Annotated in this window: 16 protein-coding genes; 14 read left to right on the forward strand and 2 right to left on the reverse strand. The window is 69.7% G+C overall.

The features are described from left to right. Positions 1 to 72: 72 nt before the first annotated feature. On the reverse strand, positions 73 to 1275 hold the full coding sequence (locus tag QSU92_RS12585; RefSeq protein WP_289262382.1) for a hypothetical protein: 1203 nt from the start codon (positions 1273 to 1275) through the stop codon (positions 73 to 75). After that, positions 1272 to 1748: a hypothetical protein gene (locus QSU92_RS12590; RefSeq protein ID WP_289262384.1), complete on the reverse strand. Its 477-nt coding sequence runs from the start codon at positions 1746 to 1748 to the stop codon at positions 1272 to 1274. The genes QSU92_RS12585 and QSU92_RS12590 overlap by 4 nt, the downstream gene beginning before the upstream one ends. Positions 1749 to 1888: 140 nt before the next feature. Here QSU92_RS12590 and QSU92_RS12595 point away from each other — a divergent pair, with 140 nt between their 5' ends. The 14 genes from QSU92_RS12595 (at position 1889) to rpsI (ending at position 18998) form a co-directional block, all read left to right on the forward strand. Then, complete coding sequence (locus QSU92_RS12595) at positions 1889 to 3838, forward strand: histidine kinase (protein WP_289262386.1); 1950 nt, start codon at positions 1889 to 1891, stop codon at positions 3836 to 3838. Then, positions 3835 to 5910, forward strand: coding sequence for a sensor histidine kinase (locus tag QSU92_RS12600; RefSeq protein WP_289262389.1), 2076 nt, complete (start codon positions 3835 to 3837; stop codon positions 5908 to 5910). The genes QSU92_RS12595 and QSU92_RS12600 overlap by 4 nt, the downstream gene beginning before the upstream one ends. Before the next feature lie 59 nt (positions 5911 to 5969). Further along, complete coding sequence (locus QSU92_RS12605; protein WP_289262390.1) at positions 5970 to 6647, forward strand: response regulator transcription factor; 678 nt, start codon at positions 5970 to 5972, stop codon at positions 6645 to 6647. Positions 6648 to 6814: 167 nt separating this feature from the next. After that, positions 6815 to 7546 (forward strand): hypothetical protein, encoded by a 732-nt coding sequence (locus tag QSU92_RS12610; RefSeq protein ID WP_289262392.1) that lies wholly within the window; start codon positions 6815 to 6817, stop codon positions 7544 to 7546. 788 nt (positions 7547 to 8334) lie between these two features. Beyond that, entirely contained in the window at positions 8335 to 9228 is an 894-nt protein-coding gene (locus QSU92_RS12615) for a substrate-binding domain-containing protein (protein WP_289262394.1), read from the forward strand. 76 nt (positions 9229 to 9304) lie between these two features. Then, positions 9305 to 10591, forward strand: a complete 1287-nt coding sequence (locus tag QSU92_RS12620) for a sugar ABC transporter substrate-binding protein (protein ID WP_289262397.1) — start codon at positions 9305 to 9307, stop codon at positions 10589 to 10591. A gap of 61 nt (positions 10592 to 10652) precedes the next feature. Beyond that, on the forward strand, positions 10653 to 11594 hold the full coding sequence (locus tag QSU92_RS12625) for a carbohydrate ABC transporter permease (protein WP_289262399.1): 942 nt from the start codon (positions 10653 to 10655) through the stop codon (positions 11592 to 11594). A 1-nt stretch (position 11595) separates the two neighbouring features. Continuing rightward, entirely contained in the window at positions 11596 to 12555 is a 960-nt protein-coding gene (locus QSU92_RS12630; protein ID WP_422880377.1) for a carbohydrate ABC transporter permease, read from the forward strand. Positions 12556 to 12614: 59 nt separating this feature from the next. Further along, entirely contained in the window at positions 12615 to 13574 is a 960-nt protein-coding gene (locus tag QSU92_RS12635) for a glycoside hydrolase family protein (RefSeq protein ID WP_289265898.1), read from the forward strand. Between the two features lie 166 nt (positions 13575 to 13740). Beyond that, the gene (locus QSU92_RS12640; RefSeq protein WP_289262401.1) at positions 13741 to 14622 is read left to right on the forward strand and encodes an AraC family transcriptional regulator; all 882 of its coding nucleotides are present in this window, start codon (positions 13741 to 13743) and stop codon (positions 14620 to 14622) included. Positions 14623 to 14715: 93 nt separating this feature from the next. Next, positions 14716 to 15795 carry an aromatic acid exporter family protein gene (locus QSU92_RS12645; RefSeq protein ID WP_289262403.1) on the forward strand — a complete coding sequence of 360 codons (1080 nt, stop codon included), beginning with the start codon at positions 14716 to 14718 and terminating at the stop codon, positions 15793 to 15795. Positions 15796 to 16024: 229 nt separating this feature from the next. Next, positions 16025 to 17818 (forward strand): BCCT family transporter, encoded by a 1794-nt coding sequence (locus QSU92_RS12650; RefSeq protein ID WP_289262405.1) that lies wholly within the window; start codon positions 16025 to 16027, stop codon positions 17816 to 17818. A 212-nt stretch (positions 17819 to 18030) separates the two neighbouring features. Further along, complete coding sequence (gene rplM, locus QSU92_RS12655) at positions 18031 to 18477, forward strand: 50S ribosomal protein L13 (RefSeq protein WP_289262407.1); 447 nt, start codon at positions 18031 to 18033, stop codon at positions 18475 to 18477. Between the two features lie 26 nt (positions 18478 to 18503). Continuing rightward, complete coding sequence (gene rpsI / locus QSU92_RS12660; protein WP_289262410.1) at positions 18504 to 18998, forward strand: 30S ribosomal protein S9; 495 nt, start codon at positions 18504 to 18506, stop codon at positions 18996 to 18998. Positions 18999 to 19006 lie beyond the last annotated feature (8 nt).

The following is a 19006-nucleotide window of genomic DNA, read 5'->3' on the forward strand; positions in this document are numbered from 1 at the left end:
ATGAATCGAGACGGGATGGGGTCCTCCCGTGGTACCGGTCGGGTGACGCGACACCCGACCGCGGGGCGCGCGTCAGAGAAGCGCGGAGACGACCTGGTCGGTCACCAGGTCGTAGAGCTGGCCGGCGGGGACCGGGACCAATCGCTCGCCCGTGGTGGCGCCGGACTCCGCCGTCCGGCGCCACCACCGGTTCTCGCCGATCCTGACGAGGGGGATGAGGCCGCTGCGCATCCGCAGGTCGACGCCCACCCACGGCTGCTGCCACGCGAAGGCGAGATGTCGCCCAGCGCCGTCGGGCACGGGCTCGGCCGGGTCGGCGATCCGGCGTGCGATCGATCCCGCGGGGAGAACCGGCGCATGCGCGTCGACACTCAGCGTGCTCGGACCGGCGCCGAGCCACCCGAGCACCAGCGCGGCGGTGCGATCGAACGTCGAGCTGAACACGGTGACCGGGGCGGCGCCCAGGCTTGAGGCGTCACCGCCGGGCGCGGGCGTCGACGCGGCGAAGAGCACGGATTGCGCTCCGCGCCATCCGGTCAACGTGCCACCGTCCGACCGCTCGATCGAGACGATCGTCGCGTCGGGGCGCGCCCAGTGCTCCACCGTCCACGCGCCCAGATCGGTGAGCCGCCCACGCTCGGTCGCGAACCCGGCGCCCACGAGGGCGCGGCCTTCCGCAGAGGCGCGGTCGGCGCGTGACAGCCGACCGCTCGGCCGCGCGGAAGCGAGGACGTCGAGCGCGGGCCGAGGGACGACGGGCCCGTTCACCGTCAGCTTCTGCGGACGACGCTCCGTGGCCACATCCGCATCCGACGATTCCGGCAGGCGGTCACCGGATGCCGGAAACTCCACGTGGGCGCCGATGCTGTCGAACAGCGCGCGAAGCGTCGGCGTCTGCCACGGCGCGGCGCTCGTGGACAGGTGGACGTGATGTGTGCCGGTGGCCCACACGTACTTCCGCACGTCGACCTGGCCGGCGTCTCCGGCGGGGTAGGTGAAAAGCAGGCGACGCCCCTGAAGAGCCGGCGGCCAGAGGTCGAACGCTCCGACCAGTGCGCCCGGGTGCTGGTCGAGAGCCGCCGCGAGGGCCGCTTCGCCCGCACGCTCCACCGGCTCGCTCGACGGCACCGAGGTGACGACGACGTTCGCGCGGAATCCGTCGTCGCCCCCGGGCGCGACGAGCACGGCATCCGCGCCATCGACCGTCTCGGAGGTCCAGTCCGCAGGCACGCGGAGGCGGGCGTGCGGGGTGTCGATCAGCTGGTCGACCGTCATGCCTTTCGGCGCCCTCTCCGCCGTGTGCCGGCCTCGCGGAACCACCGGGGTGTGAGGGCGCGGGGGAACCAGAACAGCGACAGCAGGGTGGTGCCCAGGAAGGCGAAGACGACGACAGCGCCGACCCGCTGCGCGGCGAGGGGCAGGGCGTCGCCGAGCGCGGTGAGGATCGCGAACAGACCCATCCCGATGCCGAGGAAGAGGATGCCGAAGCCGATCGCGTAGAAGATGACCGCACCGGCGGTGTCGGTCACCTCGACCACACGGCGGCGGAGCGCCGCAAGGGAGACCAGGAACGGGTCGGCGGCGAGGTTCGTCAGTGCCTGCGCGGTGCGCGGCGCGCGGGCTGCGGCGGCGATCGCGTCGGCGTACCGGTCGGAGGTGGTCGTGGCTGCGTTGTCGAGGGTGGCGGTCTCGGCCCGGGCATCAGAGATGACGGCGCGGGCCGCGGGGGGATCGATGGACCACGTCACCCTTCGAGTCTAAGCAGGGCCGCGGGCGCTCACGATGTCGCGCAGGAATGCGTGGACAGGTCGCTGATCAGGGACATCTGCCCCTGTCGGTGAGGGTCTGCCGACTGGAAGAGTCGTTCCAGGCACACCACAGGAGTCCGATGGTCTCGTCCCGCATGCGCGTCCGCGATCCCGCGCGGACAGCGGCGAGCCTCGCCGTGATCTGGATCCTCGCCGCGGTGACGCCGGCGGTCGTGGCGCTCTTCGTCGCGTTGGCCACCGAGACCGATCCCGCACGGGCGGTGCGTCTCGTGGTGACGGCGATCGTGTACGCCGTTGTCGCGGCAGTGTCGACGAGGCTCGCGCGGCCCGACGTCGCGGCGGTCACCGGCGCCCTTGCGGTGACCAGCGGCATCCTCGCGCTGCTCGTCGTTCTTTCCAACGCCCGCGCCGATGGGTTTGCCGCGTCGCTGCTGCCGACGATCACTCTCGTGTCGCGCGTGCCCGAGGTCGCCGCGCTCGCGTTGCTTCCGTGGCTCGTCGCGAGCGCGCCGACGCGGGGGAGGCGGCCCGGCCTCATCCTCGGCCTCGCAGCCGTCGGGGTCGCGGTGGTCGTTTCGACCACTGCGCTTCTCGCACCCGTGCCGCTGTGGCTTCACCTGCTACCCCTCATCCTCGCGATCGTGAGTTTCGCCCTGGGGGCTGCAACGCTCTGGCGACGCTGGCGGGCTGCGGGGCCACGTCAACGCACCGCCAGCACCTGGTTCGCGTTCGGCGCGGTGCTGCTCATCGCCAGCTACATCCGCGTGATCGTTCCGCTGCCGGTGCCCCTCGCACCTCTGGCCGACGCCGCGTTCGCCCTCGCGCAAGGGTTCCTCCCCCTCGGAATTCTGCTCGCGATCGCCACCGGACGCGCTGACGTCCTGCCGTCGCCGCGCTTGATCGAACAGCTGGCGGCGGCGCAGTCGCTCGCGTTCGGCGTGAGCGCCTATCTCGCCGTGACCTCGGCGGGAACCCTGCTGAGCCTCGGCCCCGCCCTCACGGGCGCCCTTTCTGCGGCCGCGCTCGCGTTCGTCCTCGGTGGCACGCTCCGCGCCGCGCGAGCGCGCCTGACGCAGGTGCTCGCCGACATCGTTCCCGATGCCCGCAGCGTTCTCGCCCGGCTGGCCGACCGGCTCACCGAACGCCCGGCACACCTCGACGCCCGCATCGCGAGCGCAGCGATGGTCGCGTCCTCCCTGCGGGAGACGTGGCGGGTTGACGCCGTGGAGATCCGAATGACCGATGCGGATGCGGGCGGCGGCGCCGACCTCGATGTCGTGTCCGCCGGCGAGCCCGGCCCGTTCCGACGGGACGTGCCGCTTCAGGTGGGTGGCGTGGAGATCGGCGTCTTGTCCGTGTCGCATCGTTCGCTCGAACACCTCGACCGTACGGTCGGGCCCGTACTCGCCCAGATCGCAGGTTTCCTCGCTGTGGCTGTGCAGCTCGCGCGGGTGAACGAAGAGGCCGTTCAGACGCGTCGACGCGCGCAGGGAGTGCGGCGCGAGGAGAGACATCGCCTGGCCGTCGAACTGCACGATGAACTGGCCCCCACGCTGGCCGGACTGGTCTACGCGATGGTGGCCACGGACGCGGTTCTCGCCACACCGGGGCCCGGGGGGCGCGACGCCCTTGCGCTTCTGCGCCAGCATGCGGTGCGAGCAACGGAGGTCGTTCGTTCGGCCGCTCGCTCGCTCCTCCCCACCGCGCTGGACCAGGGCGACCTGGCGGGCGCTCTCGACGAACTCGCCGCGCGCACGGGCGCGGACACCGCACTGGCGGTGAATGTGCGCGCTCCTCGGGTCGACCTCCTCGAGCCCGATCTTCAGCTGGCGCTGTACCTGCTCGTCTCCGACGTCGTGTCACACGCTGTGCGGAACGGCGCCTCGGGGCACGCGGCGATCGAGATCGGCATCGGCGACGCGGTCGTGTCAGAGCGTCATGCGGCCACCGTACGCATCAGCCTGCCCGACGGGATAGATGCGGCATCCTCGCTCTTCGTCCGCCGTGTGCGCGAACTCGGTGGCACGGCCGTCGGTGACAGCCCGTTGGAGGCGGTGATCCCTCGATGACCACGGCGGCGCGGCGGGCCGTCGCGATCGTGGTATGGGTGACGTCGTGGGCCTTCGCAGTGGCAGCCCTCATCATCGGGGCGGTCGCGGACCTTCCTCCGGACCCACTCCCCGGGGTGTTCCTCTCCCAGGCGCCCGAGGAGATGAAAGCGCGGTTCGGCGACATCGGGGTGACGGTCGCCCTGCTGTACGGACCGGTCGCGGCGCTGATCCTCTTCCGGCGACCCCATCCCGTCGGGATCATCCTGGCCGTCCACGCCGTCGGTTCGGGGGTTACGGCCTTCGGGGTTGAATACGGGCTTCTGGGTGCCGAGACCGGGGGTCTGCCGCTGTGGGGCCTCGCCGTCTACGCGGCCGGATGGGGGTTCGTCCCCGGCACCTTTCTGACTGCCGTCGTCCCACTGCTCGTGACGCGCACGCCCCTGCCCCGGTGGCAACGAATGGTCGTCGCGCTCGGCGTCGCGGCCGCGCTCGCCGCGTTTTGGGTGAGCCTCACCCAGGCCGGGACAGGAAGTCCCGTCAATCCGCTCGCGATCGCGAACGGGGCCTACCAGGCGGCCATTCCCTCGGTCTACGAGGTCGCCGCCCTGTGCGCCGTGGGGATGTCGGTGCTTTCGGCGGGAGTTCTCGTGAGCCGTTGGTCGCGCTCGCGCGGCCGGGCGCGCATCGATCTGTCATGGCTCACTGTCGGATTCATCGTCGTCACGCTGTCCTACATCGTGCTGATCCTGCCGGCGGGCATCGGCGTGCCCGGATGGGTGATCGAGGTCGGTATCGTCGCTCCGATCCTCGGCCAGGTGCTCATGTCTGCGGGAATCGTGGTGATGATCCTCGGGCAGCGGCTCGCCGGAGTGGAGGTGGCGATCAGCCGCATCCTGCTCTGGCTGCTCTTGAGTGTGACCGGAGTGGCCCTGTACTTCGCCGTCGTGGTGACCGTTCCCCTGATCTTCCCGACGAGCGGAACGGTGCTGCTCGTCGTCCCCCTCGTCGTCGCCCTCGCCGTACTGCCGCTGCGCGCCTGGCTTCAGCGCCGGGTCGATCTGCTCGTCTACGGCGATGGGGCCGACGCCACGCAGGTACTCGCGCGGCTCGGCGCACAGATCGGTGGTCTCACCCCGGGACCCCGCGGGCTCGCCAGTCTCGCCGAGACGATCCGTCGGGTGCTGCGCCTTGCTCGCGTCGAGATCCGCGCAGGTGACATCGCCGCTATGGTCGGGGAAGGGGGCGCACGGTCGGTGGTCGTTCCGCTCCCGGGTGGCCTCGGCCAAATGGTTGCGGCGCCGCCGGTCGGGCAGCGCCTGGATCGTCGCACACTCACGGTGCTCACCGATATCGCGGGCCTCGTCGCCACCGTGGTGCGACTTTCGGAGTCGTACGTGGTGCTCGACACAGCGAGAGCCGACGTGCAGAAGCGCCGCGCTGAGGAGCGACGAGCCCTGCGCCGACAACTGCACGATGGGCTCGGACCGGCCCTGGCCGGCGTCAGCTACGGTCTCGCGGCGGTGGAGAATCTCATGGCCACCGACCGTTCGGCGGCGCGCGCACTGCTCGGCGAGCTCGCCGACGAAGTACGGGATCGACTTCGTGACGTGCGTGATCTCGCCGGCGAGGTCGGCGAGACGCCTTCCGAACCAGATGATCTCGCGCCGGCATTGCGGCGGCTGTCGCGGCGCCTCGGAGACGGATTGTCGGTGCGGATCGACGTGACCGGGGTGGAGCTGCTCGATGCCGCTCGAGCGGAGGCGCTCCACCTCATCGCGGCGGAAGCGCTCACCAACGTCGCGCGGCACGCGCGCGCACGCACTGCAGAGGTGCGGATCGCCGTTGACGGCGAGATCACCCTCTGCATCCAGGACGACGGCGGCGGATTCGCCGTCACCGCCACCGCCGGGGTCGGCCTGGCGTCCATGCGCGAGCGGGTCGCCGCGTTCGGCGGTCGGTTCGACATCACCTCGTCACCGAAGGGAACGACGGTGAGCGTGACGATGCCTTCCCATGGCCCTTCGTGGGCAGTGGACTCTGGCGGGTGGGACGGGCGGGGCGCGAGAATCGACGCTGAGGCGGCGCGATGAGCCGTGGGCGCGCCGGATCCGGAGTGCGGGGACGCCCGCGCCAGGACGAGGGAGAGCGGATGCCGCGTGAGACGGCGATCACCGTGGGAGTCGTCGATGACCACCCGCTCTTCCGACGTGGCATCGTCTCGCTTCTGAACACCCTCGACGGTGTTCGGGTGGTCGGTGACGCCGCGACCATCGGTGAGGCCCTCGACCTCATCGCCGCGCGCGAGCCGGACGTCGTACTCATGGATCTCGACCTGGGATCGGAGTCGGGCATCGACGCGACAAAGACGGTCGCCCAGCGGCATCCTTCCACCGCCGTTCTCGTGCTCACGATGCTCGGAGACGACCGGTCTCTGTTCGCGGCGATGCGCGCAGGTGCGCGTGGCTACCTTCTCAAAGTCGCCTCGGCGGAGGAAGTCGAGCGGGCGATACATGCCGTCGCCGGCGGGCAAGTGCTGTTCGGGGCGGATGTCGCTGCCCGTGCGGTCTCCTACTTGAGTGGTGCTGTGGCGGAGTCCTCGCCCCGGCGGTTCCCCGAGCTCACGCAGCGGGAAGCCGATGTCCTCGATCTCGTCGCCCGCGGACTGGACAACGGCTCGATCGCGCGCACGCTCGTGTTGACGAGCAAGACCGTCCGCAACTACGTCTACAGCATCATCACCAAACTCGGGGCGCCCGACCGCAGCGCGCTGATCGTCATGGCCCGCGAGGCCGGATTCGGGGCGAGAGCGGACGGCAGGGCCCTCTAGCCGCGATGCTCGGATGCCCGGAGGAGGAGCGAGCGCGTCCTGTTCCGCGTCCCAGGCCGATCGAGGACATCCGCACCTGACGATCGGGATGCCGGCTTCGGGAGCATCGACCTGTGCCGACGACGTCGGTGCCGGCGGATGCCGCTCCTTCGACGAAAGCAGAACCCATGTCATCCGATTCGCCCGTATCACCTCCGGCGACCCGACGCTTCCGTGCCTGGCCGCTCTGGGCCCTCGCCGCCGGCGTGGCGGGGACCGTCGGAAGCATCGTCACGGATCTCCGGCCTGATGGTGAACTCGCCGCTGTGGCGGAGGGGCGGGAGTACACCGTGACACCTGCCGACATGGCGGGCCTCGACCCGCTGCTCGGCCGGGTCGGCTACCTCGCCGGGCTCACGGCGATCATCGCCCTTCTGATCTTCGTCGCCTTCTGGCGCCGGCACATCGACGCGATGGTGCCGCGTTCGACCGGCGCGCGGCTGGTCAGCGGCGGACTCATCGCCGCAGCCGGCGCGCTCACGCTCGGATACGGGTGGCGCGGCGCGCTGGCGAACTACCTCGGGCCCGAGTCCGGCATGTATGGGGAACAGGGTCTGTTCGTCTATTACATGCTCACCGACTTCGGTGCCTACATCTCGTGGACGGCCGCCATCGCCGCCGCGCTCGGCGTCGCGTGGATGGCCTTCTTCGAGCGCAACCTGTCGCGGGTTCTCGGCGTGTTCAGCGCGGTCTTCGGTGTCGGCACGCTGGGGGCGATCCTCGTCACGGGCGTCCCCGGTCTCCCGGGGGTGTTCATGCCGTTCTGGCTCGCCGTGACCGGCGTGTGGCTCGCTGTCGGGCGCAGCCGAGCCCTCGCGGCCTCGTATCGCCCTTCCGCCGCTGCAGCGATGGCTCAGTGAGGCGGCAGCGCGACCTTTGAGCGGCCCGGATTGGGGGATCCGGGCAGCGAGCGCCGATCCGGATGATGACGTCTCCGGGTCGGCGCTCTCACCTCACCGATGAGCGGAGGGGTGACGAGGAGAAGAGCAGGCGCCGGGACCGAGGGCGGGGGGCATCGCAGTCCCGGCGCCTGCGCCTAAACGGTCGGCAGCGGGGGAAGGCTGCGACGACCGGGCCTGCCGGAGGGCATCGCGGCGCCATCGGTCCACCTGACGGTGAGCGTGGCGGTCGTCGACATGGATCCCTCTCGGATTCATCGGCGGTTGCCCGACGGGGCGGACGGGCGGCGGCGACGCGAAATCTTGGGGGCGCGTCGCACGCGAGAGGCGGGAACCTCCTGGAATGACTGTATGCCGGGCGGCCGCGCAAGAGCGGGAACCTTCGGGCTTCGGGTCGCGACGTTTCGGGCATAGGGGTTCACATGGGCGCCGCGCCCGGGTTTCCGATATACCGGCGCGCGAACATTCACGCGCTGGGCTTGCACCCTCGCGAAGTGCTTGACGACCCGCAGCAGGCGGTGCATAATCTGATAAATCGATTTATCACGCACACCAACACCACCTCGACCGAGGCCTCACACGACGGAGTGACATGAGCCGGGCCCGCATCTCCGATGTCGCCGCAGCCGCGGGCGTCTCGGTCACGACGGTGTCGCTGGTGATGAACGACGTCGAGTCCCGCATCTCCGAGACCACCCGTCAGCGCGTGCGGGAGGCAGCGGATGCCGTCGGCTATGCGCCGAGGCTCGGTGGCGCGCAGCCTCCGCACCCGCCAGACCCGCACGGTCGGCCTCATCTCCGATCAGATCGCCACCACGCCGTTCGCCGGCCGCATGCTCGCCGGCGCCCAGGACGCCGCCCGCGAGAACGACCACCTCGTGATCTTCGTCGACACCGGCGGCGACGAAGACGTCGAGCGCGACGCGATCTCGGCGCTTCGCGCCCAACAGGTCGACGCGATGATCTACGCCTGCATGTGGCACCGCGTCGTCGAGGTGCCCGAGTCGCTGCCGGCAGGCTCGGTGTTCCTCGACTGCCGCCCCGTGCACGGCGGCTTCCCGAGCGTCGTCCCGGCCGATCGGGAGGGCGGCTACGCCGCCGCCCGCGTGCTCATCGGGGCCGGTCACCGCCGCATCGCCTACCTCGACACCGTCGATCCGCCGATCGCCTCGGGCCTGCGCGAGGAGGGGTACGTCCAAGCCCTCACCGAAGCGGGCATCGCGGTCGACCCCGCTCTGCACGTGCGCGGCGAGACCACCGCCTTCGGCGGCCGCGAAGCGGCCGACCGTCTCCTCGACCTGCCCGACGGCCAGCGCCCCACCGGCATCTTCTGCTTCAACGACCGCATGGCGGTCGGGGTGTACTTGGCCGCTCACGCTCGAGGCCTCCGAATCCCCGACGACCTCTCGGTCGTGGGCTACGACGACCAGCTGCTGGTCGCCGCGGAACAAGACCCACCCCTCACCACCGTCGCCCTGCCCCATTACGAAATGGGTCGCTGGGCGATGGAGGTCGCGCTCGGCGTCCGCGCGGATGGGAACAGCGACGCCACGCACCGCATGGAATGTCCCGTCATCCGGCGAGACTCCGTGGGCCCGCCGCCGGCGCACGTCGCCAAACAGAGCCGACGGCGGACCACTTGAGATACCGAACGACCGCCGAAGCGGTCCCCGATCGGTGATCGACGTAGCGGTCGATCACCAGAACAGGAAATCACAGATGCGCAGAACAGTCCCGGCTTTTGTTGCGGCCGGCGCCATAGGAGCCCTCGCCCTCACCGGGTGCGGGCAGGCCGGCCAGGGCAGCACCACCACCGAAGACGGCCGCACGCAGGTCACGATGTGGACCCATTCCGCCGGCAACCCCGCCGAGCTCGAGGTCTACGAACGGATCATCTCCGACTTCAACGCCTCGCAAGACCAGTACGAGGTGGTCGAAGAGTCCTTCCCGCAGGGCGCCTACAACGACGCGATCGTCGCGGCCGCGGCATCCGGCGATCTTCCCTGCCTGCTCGATCTCGACGGCCCGATCATGCCCAACTGGGCGTGGGCGGAGTACATCCAGCCGCTCGGGATCTCCACCGACATCACCGACTCGCTCCTGCCGACCGCGGTGGGCGTCTGGAACGACGAGATCTACTCCGCCGGCTACTGGGACGCCGCGCTGTCGATCTTCGCGCGGGAGTCGGTACTCACCGAGAACGGCATCCGCATCCCCACCATCGACGATCCCTGGACGGCGGAGGAGTTCACCGCGGCCCTCCAGACCCTGAAGGATGCCGGGTACGAGACGCCCATCGACATTGGCGCGGAAGACACCGGTGAGTGGTGGCCCTACGCCTACTCGCCGTTCCTGCAGAGCTTCGGCGGCGACCTGATCGACCGCGACACGATGCTGAGCGCCGACGGCGCACTGAACGGGCCCGAGGCGGTCGCCTGGGGCGAATGGTTCCAGGGACTCTTCGCCGACGGCCTCGCCAGCAACAGCGGCACGATCGGCAACCAGGAGTTCGTCGACGACGAGGTCGCCCTCAGCTACACCGGCGTCTGGAACGCCCTCGCCTCGGTCGAAGCGATCGGCGATGACCTCGTGATCCTGCCTCCGCCCGACCTCGGCACCGGCCCGAAGATCGGCGGCGGCTCGTGGCAGTGGGCCATCTCGTCGACCTGTGAAGAGGTCGAGGGTGCCCGCGCGTACCTGGAGTTCAGCTTCCAGGACGAGTACATCACCGAGTTCGCCGACAAGCAGATCGTCATCCCCGCGACCGAGGGCGCCGCTGAGGCGTCGGAGTACTTCGGCACCGACGGCGTGCTCCGGCCCTTCGTCGAACTGTCGCAGGAGTACGCGGTGCTCCGCCCCGAGACTCCGGCCTACGCGGTGATCTCCACCACGTTCGAGACCGCGGCCAAGGACATCATGAACGGCGCCGACGTGCAGCAGACCCTCGACCGGGCCGTGCAGGAGATCGACGCCAACATCGAATCCAACGACGGCTACGGCTTCTGATCACTGACGTGCGGGCGGGGAGCCGCCGCTTCCCGCCCGCACGACTCGGGAAAGACTTCTCATGACTGTCACGCCTCCGACGGTCGCAGCCGAGACACCTCAGCGCGCGACCCGCCGCTTCCGCACCACGAAGGGCCGAGAGACCTGGGCGGGCCTGGCGATGATGGCACCCGCCGGCATCCTGCTGGTGCTGTTCCTCATCATCCCCGTCATCCTCGCCTTCACCCTCTCGTTCACCAACGCCCGCCTCATCTCGCCCAACCCGCCGCGCTTCGTCGGGCTGGACAACTTCGTCCGCGCGTTCACCGCGGACGGCGTGTTCGTGCAGTCGGTGTGGAACACGTTCCTCTTCGCCCTCGTCGTGGTGCCGGTGCAGGCAGGCCTCGGCCTGCTGCTCGCGGTCCTCGTCAACAGACGGATGCGAGGGGTCACCGCCTTCCGGGTGATCTTCTTCATCCCGGTCGTCACCTCGATCGTCGTGGTGTCGATCCTGTGGCGCTTCCTCTACCAGCCCAACGGCCTGATCAACTCCATGATCGACACGATCACCTTCGGGGCGTGGTCGGGCATGGACTGGCTGAACAACCCGCAGACCGCGCTCGGCGCGATCATCGTGCTGTCGATCTGGCAGGCCGTCGGGTTCCACATGATCATCTGGCTCGCGGGGCTGCAGACCATCCCCGAAGAGCTCTACGAGGCGGCGAAGATGGACGGCGCCGGACCCTGGCGCCAGTTCGTCAGCGTCACCTGGCCGGGCCTTCGCCCCACCATGGTGTTCGTCCTCGTCACCATCACCATCGCCGCGCTCGGCCTGTTCGTGCAGATCGACGTGATGACCCAGGGCGGCCCGGTGAACAGCACGTCCACGATCGTCTATTACGCCGTGCGCAAGGGCTACGAGCAGCAGGAGATCGGCTACGCCGCCGCCATCTCGCTGATCTTCTTCGTCGCGGTGCTCATCATCGCCCTCATCCAGCGGCGCCTGACGAGGGAGAAGGACTGACATGACCGACACCCGTAACCGCCCCGACACCGGGGCGCGGGGCCGCGCCGCGGCATCCGCTCGGTTCTCGACCGACGCCAGCGAGAAGCGGCGCCGGCGCACCGGGAAGTTCTTCCTGTACGCCGCCATGTCGGTGTTCGCGATGATCTTCCTCTTCCCGCTGGTGTTCATGTTCGTCTCGAGCCTGAAGCCCGACGCCCAGATCCTGCAGGACATCGACTCGCCGATGGCGTTCCTCCCCGTCGGCGACATCAGCCTCGACAACTACTTCGGGGTGTTCGACCGGGTGCCGGTCGCGCAGTTCCTGTTCAACTCGGTGCTCGTCACCGTGCTGACGGTGGGGCTCGGGCTGATCGTCAACTCCATGGCGGGCTTCGCGCTGTCGCGCCTGGCGTGGCGGGGACGGTTCGTCGTGCTCGCGATCATCATCGCCACCCTGATCGTGCCCTTCGAGACGATCGCGGTGCCCATGGTCTACTGGGTCGCGCAGCTGCCGACCCTCGTGATCGAGGGTGGGGTGCTGAAGTACGACTTCGGATGGCTCAACACCTACGAAGTGCAGATCGTGCCGTTCATCGCCAACGCCTTCTCGATCTTCCTGTTCACGCAGTACTTCTCCACGATCCCCAAGTCGCTCGACGAGGCGGCACGCATCGACGGCGCGGGCTGGTTCACCATCTACCGGCGGATCATCGTGCCCCTCTCGGGCCCGGCGTTCGCCACGGTGGCGATCCTCACCTTCCTGCCCGCGTGGAACCAGTACCTCTGGCCCCTCATGGTGGTGCAGCGCGAGGAACTGCGGCCGGTGATGGTCGGCATGCAGTACTTCTTCCAGCTCAACACCGCCTGGGGTGAGGTCATGGCGTACACCTCACTCATCACCCTGCCGGTGCTCATCGTGTTCCTGGTGTTCCAGCGCGCGTTCGTCTCGTCGATCGCCGCGAGTGGGGTCAAGGGATGACGCGGGGCGCGGTCGCCGGTCTGCTCGACGTCTCTCTCGATGTTTCTGAAAGGTCTGCTGTGTTCGATCTGCCCGGCTCCTGGGTGTGGGATTTCTGGTTCGCCGACGACGGAGAGCAGTACCACCTGTTCTTCCTCTACGCCTCTCGGGCGCTCCGCGACCCCGACGCGCGGCACTACCGTGCGGCGATCGGGCACGCGGTCTCGACCGACCTGCAGACATGGACGCAGGTCGCCGACGCGCTCGTGCACTCCGACGCGCCGGCGTTCGACGACCTCGCGACGTGGACCGGGTCGGTGGCGCGGCACCCCGACGGCACCTGGTTCCTCTTCTATACGGGGTCGTCACTGGATGCCGGGGGCAAGAACGTCCAGCGGATCGGGTACGCGACCTCGCCCGACCTTCTGACCTGGACCAAGGCGCCGGGGCCCGTGGCGTCGGCCGCGGCACCCTGGTACGAAACGCTCGACTCCGGCGACTGGCACGACGAGGCGTTCCGCGACCCGTGGGTGTTCCCCGATCCGGAGGGGAACGGGTGGCACATGTACGTCACGGCGCGCGCGACCGAGGGCCCGGCCTTCGGGCGCGGGGTCATCGGGCACGCGTGGTCGCCGGACCTTCGCACCTGGGAGCTGCGGCCGCCGCTCAGCGCGCCGAGCGAGCACGGGTTCGGCCAGCTCGAGGTGACGCAGGTCGAGGTCGTCGACGGGCGCCCGGTGCTGATCTTCTCGTGCGGCAGCGAGCACGCGATGCCGTCGCGGGCGGGGGAGCCGGGCGGCGGAGGCACATGGGCGATCAACGCCGACAGCGTGCTCGGGCCGTTCGACGTCGACGCGGCGTACCCGGTGACCGACGAGCGGCTCTACGTGGGTCGGCTGCTGCGGCGGCGCTCGGACGGGCAGTGGCTGCTGTTCGCGTTCCGCAACGCCGACGCCGACGGGCGATTCGTCGGGGGAGTGATCGACGGGTTGCCCGTGGCGTGGGTCGGCGACCGGCTGGTGGCGGGGCCGCGCGCGTAGCGGGCGTAGCACGCTCCCGGCACGCGGGGGTGCACTCCCTCCCGCCGGGGGTGCACCCCCCCCGACCGGGCCGGGCACCGATTGTCGGGCGCGACGCCGCCCGCGCTTCCTAGCATCGACACGTCGGCCATTCGGTCGACAGGATGACACGGGAAGGGCGGGCAGCATGCTCGAACGCTGGAACGACGCGATCGATCTCATCGAGGCTGACCTCGAGGGCGAGATCGACGTCCCCGCGCTCGCGCGGACGGCCGTCACGTCGGAGTACCACTTCCGCCGCGTGTTCTCGGTGCTCGCCGGCATGCCGCTGTCGGAATACATCCGGCGCCGCCGGATGAGCGTCGCCGTCGCCGACGTGCTCGAGGGCACGCCCCTCGTCGAGGTCGCGGTGCGTTACGGGTACGGCTCGGCCGATGCGTTCCGCCGCGCATTCGTCGCCGTGCACGGTCTCACGCCCGAGCAGGCCCGCCGTCCCGGCGCCGTCCTCACAGCCCAGCCTCGCCTGCGGCTCCGCCTCACCATCGAAGGGAGCGCCTCCATGCGCCACCGCATCATCGACCTCGAACCGTTCCGCATCGCCGGGCCCGGCGTCAGAATTCCCCTGGTCTACCGCGGGCCGAACCCCGACATGATCGCGTTCCACCGCTCCTTGCCGCCGACGACCGCCGCCGAGCTGGCAGCGATCAGCGACATGGATGAGCCGGCGGGCCCCTTCTCGGTGTCCACCGACTTCGCGCCTGATCGTGCCGACGGCAGCGAATTCCACTACGTCTACGGGGTCGCGACCCGGCGTCCGGCAGGCGACATCCCCGAGTCGTTCGACACGCTCGAGGTGCCCGCCCACACGTGGGTGGTGTTCGAAGTGTCGGCCGAGACCGGATTCTTCGATGCGCTCCAGCAGGTGTGGGCCGACGCGTACGGCGACTGGTTCCCCTCGCATCCGTATCGCACGGTCGCGGCGCCGGAGATCCTCGCCGTCCACGAGCGGTCGGACGACGGCGACGCCGGTCGCGCGGAGCTCTGGCTCGCGGTGGAACGCCAGTCCTGAGGGGCAGGGTCGGGGAGGCGGTTGAGGGAGGCCCCGCGCTCGCCTACAGTCAGCGAGCAACAACGCCCCCTCGCCCCCCCGAAGCAGGCACCCATGGCACCACGCGTCTCTCAGGTCTCCGCGCACTGGTGGCGGGAGATGACCACACCCGCGCGCCTCCTCATGGCAGCCAAGGCGGCGATCGGCTGCGCGCTGGCCTGGGCTCTCGCGCCGCTGCTGCCGACGCAGGATGAATACTCCTACTACGCGCCGCTGGGCGTGCTGGTGAGCATGTATCCGACGGTCGCCGCGTCTGCCCGGTCGGGCGCGCAGGCGCTGCTCGGACTTGCCATCGGCATCGGCCTCGGGCTCCTCGGCATCGGCGCGCTGTTCGCGGGGCTCCCGGCCGTGCTGACACTCGCCCTCGTCATCGCGTTCGGGGTGATCATCGGCGGCATCCGCGCACTGGGGGTCGGCCGTGAGTGGGTGGCGATCGCGGCGCTGTTCGTGCTGCTGCTCAGCGGCTCGCAGGCAGACGACTTCTCGGTGTCGTACCTCCTCACGGTCGGGTTCGGTGTGCTCATCGGGACGGTCATCAACTTCTCGATCCTGCCGCCGGTCTACCTCGACACCGCCAGCGCGAGGCTGTCGGAGCTGCGCGACGAGGTCGCCGATCTGCTGCGCGTGCTCGCCGACCGCGCGGCGGAGGGGAACATCGACGCCGCCGAGGTGTCAGAGCCCGACGCCGCCCTCGACGCCGTGATCGCCGACGTGCACGACGAGGTGCACGAGGCCGACGAGAGCATGCGCGGCAACCCACGGGGGCGCCGGCGCCGTGCCGAGCAGAAGGAGAACCTGCAGCGGATGCGCGCGCTCGAGCGCATCGCGTTCTACAGCCGCGATCTCGCCGATGTCCTGTACGCGCTCGATCGAGCAGGCGATGCGGCGGTCGGCCTGCAGGCGCGCGCCCCGCTCGCCGACGCGATCCGCCGGTGCGCCGACCTCGTCGCGACCCCCGTCGGCGACCGCTCCTCGCGGGCGCGGTACGCCGACGCCGACCGGGCCGTCGAGTCCTACGCCGATGCCCTGACCGCGGCCGTCGGGCATGCGGGCGTCGCCCGCCGCTCGACGCCCGTCGCGCTGCTCCAGCGGATCATCGACGCGGCGAGGCCATCCGCGTCCGACGGGCGGTGACGGCGCGCGGCGCGATGCTTCCCGCTCCCTCCCCGCACCCCCCACCCCGCACCCCGCATCCCGCCGGTCGTGTCGGGGTTCTGCAGGTTTTCACGTGCTTCCGACTGCGAAACCCCGACATCGGGCGTGCGCTCGGCGAGGACCTCTGGATGCGCGCCCGCCGCCGCCCCGACCGCCCGTGAGCCTGCTCGGGTGGCGACCGGCATGTCGCCCTGGATAGCCTGGAGGGATGGCTGACACCAGAAAGGCCATGACGGCCGACCCCGCCCGGCACTCGACCATCAAACGATGGGTCTTCTGGCCCGCCGCGACGATCGCCCTGGCCTTCAGCGCCTTCGCGCTGCTCGCCCCCGACCTTGCGGAGGCGTCGTTCGGCGCCATCCAGACGAGCATCGTCAACGCCTTCAACTGGTACTACGTGCTCATCGCGGCATTCTTCGTCGCCTTCGCGCTGTTCCTCGGCTTCAGCCGGTTCGGCGACATCCGCCTCGGCCGCGACGACGACAAGCCGGAGTTCTCCCTCGGCGCCTGGTTCTCGCTGCTCTTCGCGGCGGGCATGGGCATCGGGCTGGTGTTCTACGGCGTGAGCGAGCCCCTCAGCCACTTCGTCTCACCGCGGCCGGGCGTCGCGGGGACCCCCGAGCAGCTCGCGCAGGCCGCCCTCAGCCAGACCTACCTGCACTGGGGCGTGCAGGCCTGGTCGATCTACGTGATCGTCGGACTAAGCCTCGCCTACGCCATCCACCGCCGGAAGCGCCCGATCTCCATCCGGTGGGCCCTCGAGCCGCTCCTGGGAGATCGGGTCCGCGGCGGCTGGGGTAACGCGATCGACGCCATCGCCCTCGTGGGCACCCTTTTCGGCGTCGCCACCTCGCTCGGTCTCGGCGTGCTGCAGATCTCCGCCGGCCTCGACTTCGCCGGCCTCGTCGAGCCGAGTGAGCCGATCCAGCTCGCCATCATCGGCGTGATCTCGGTGCTCGTGCTCATCTCCGTGCTCTCGGGCGTCACCCGCGGCATGAAGTGGCTGTCGTCGTTCAACCTCATCCTCGCCGGCATCCTCGTCCTCTATCTGCTCGTCTTCGGGCAGACGGAGTTCCTACTGCGGGAATGGGTGCAGTCGATCGGCAACTACATCCAGAACTTCGTCGGGCTGTCGTTCAACGTCACCGCCTTCCAGGGCGAGGCGGGGGAGTCGTGGCAGGCCAGCTGGACCTCCTTCTACTGGGGCTGGTGGATCGCCTGGGCTCCGTTCGTCGGCGTCTTCATCGCCCGCATCTCACGGGGTCGCACGGTGCGGCAGTTCGTGATGGGCGTCATCATCGTGCCGACGCTCGTGACGTTGCTGTGGTTCGCCGTCCTCGGCGGGTCGGCGATCTACCTCGAGCTCACCCAGCCCGGATCGCTCACCGCCGCCGACGGCACGGTCGATGTCAACACCGCGCTGTTCCAGCTGCTGCAGTTCCTCCCCGGCACCCCGGTGCTGACCATCGGCGTGCTGCTGCTCATCACGATCTTCTTCGTGACCTCGGCCGACTCCGGAGCCCTCGTCATGGGCATGATCGCCACCGGCGGCGACATCAACCCCAAGCGCTGGGTGCGGGTGTTCTTCACCCTCACCACCGCGGTGCTCGCCGGTGCGCTGCTCGTGACGGGAGGCCTGCTGGCCCTTCAGACCGCGGCGATCATCATCGCGCTGCCCTTCAGCATCGTGATGCTCCTGATGTGCTGGTCGACGGTCGTGGCCTTCAGTCGCGAGCGGCGGGCGTACGAGCGCGCTGCGCGCGCGCAGTTCGTCGACCAGATCGGCGAGTACTACGGCCTCGAGGTCGAAGAGCCCTCCTCGGCGGGCGTCATCCACGAGCCGTCATGGCTGCGGCGCGTGTCGTCGCGTCTCACCGGACGTCCCCTCGCGACCGCCGAGAGTTCCGGCGGCCGAGTGGAGAGATCGGATGCCGCGGAGATATCGGATGTCGCGGAGCCGGCCGATGACGACGAGGTCCACCTCGCTCGCAGCGAGAACTGAGGAGTGCACCCTCGCGGGTGCGGAGTGCAGCGTCGCGGGTTTGGCCGTGGCATCCGGATGACGTAAGCTGACTCTTTGGTGCCGCAGTCTGCTGGCAGCGCACCGCGAACGTGAGCCCTCCACCGGCCTGTTCCCCCGGCATCCGTCGGGGTCAACGACCACCGGAGCGGGATTCACGAACCACTCCGTTCGATCAAGAAAGCAGCACTACTGTGACGCGTACTTTCACTCCCAAGGCTGGCGAGATCCAGCGCGAATGGCTGGTCATCGACGCCACCGACGTCGTTCTCGGCCGCCTCGCCTCGCACGCCGCCGCGCTCCTGCGCGGCAAGCACAAGGCGAGCTTCGCCAACCACCTCGACTCCGGCGACTTCGTCATCATCGTCAACGCCGACAAGGTCGCCCTCACCGGCAACAAGCGTGAGCAGAAGATCGCCTACCGCCACTCGGGTTACCCGGGCGGTCTGAAGGCTGTCAACTACACCGAGCTTCTCGAGAAGAACCCGGTTCGCGCGGTGGAGAAGGCCGTCCGCGGCATGCTCCCCAAGAACAGCCTCGGCCGTGCCCAGCTGTCCAAGCTCAAGGTGTACACCGGTGCCGAGCACCCGCACGCCGCGCAGCAGCCCAAGACGTACACCTTCGACCAGGTCGCCCAGTAAGCGCCGCACACATTAAGGACAGACTCGTGGCGAAGATCTCCGACTCCATCGATCCCATCAACACCGACTCCAACTTCTCGACCGAGACCCCGGTCGAGGCCGACGCCGCAGCCGTCGAGCGCCCCGTGCTCTCGGTTCCCGGCTCGGCCGTGGGCCGCCGCAAGCAGGCGATCGCCCGCGTGCGCCTCATCCCGGGCTCGGGCACCATCACGGTCAACGGCCGCACGTTCGAGGACTACTTCCCGAACAAGCTCCACCAGCAGCTGATCACCGACCCCTTCACGGTTCTGAACCTCACCGGCGCGTACGACGTCATCGTCCGCATCTCGGGTGGTGGCCCCTCGGGCCAGGCCGGCGCGCTGCGCCTCGGCATCGCTCGCGCGCTCAACGAGATCGACGCCGAGAACAACCGACCGACCCTGAAGAAGGCCGGCTTCCTCTCGCGCGACGCGCGCGTCATCGAGCGCAAGAAGGCGGGTCTGAAGAAGGCCCGCAAGGCTCCGCAGTACTCCAAGCGCTGATCGCGGAA

Origin of the sequence: Microbacterium sp. ET2 (assembly GCF_030347395.1) — a bacterium.
GTDB classification, from domain to species: domain Bacteria; phylum Actinomycetota; class Actinomycetes; order Actinomycetales; family Microbacteriaceae; genus Microbacterium; species Microbacterium albipurpureum.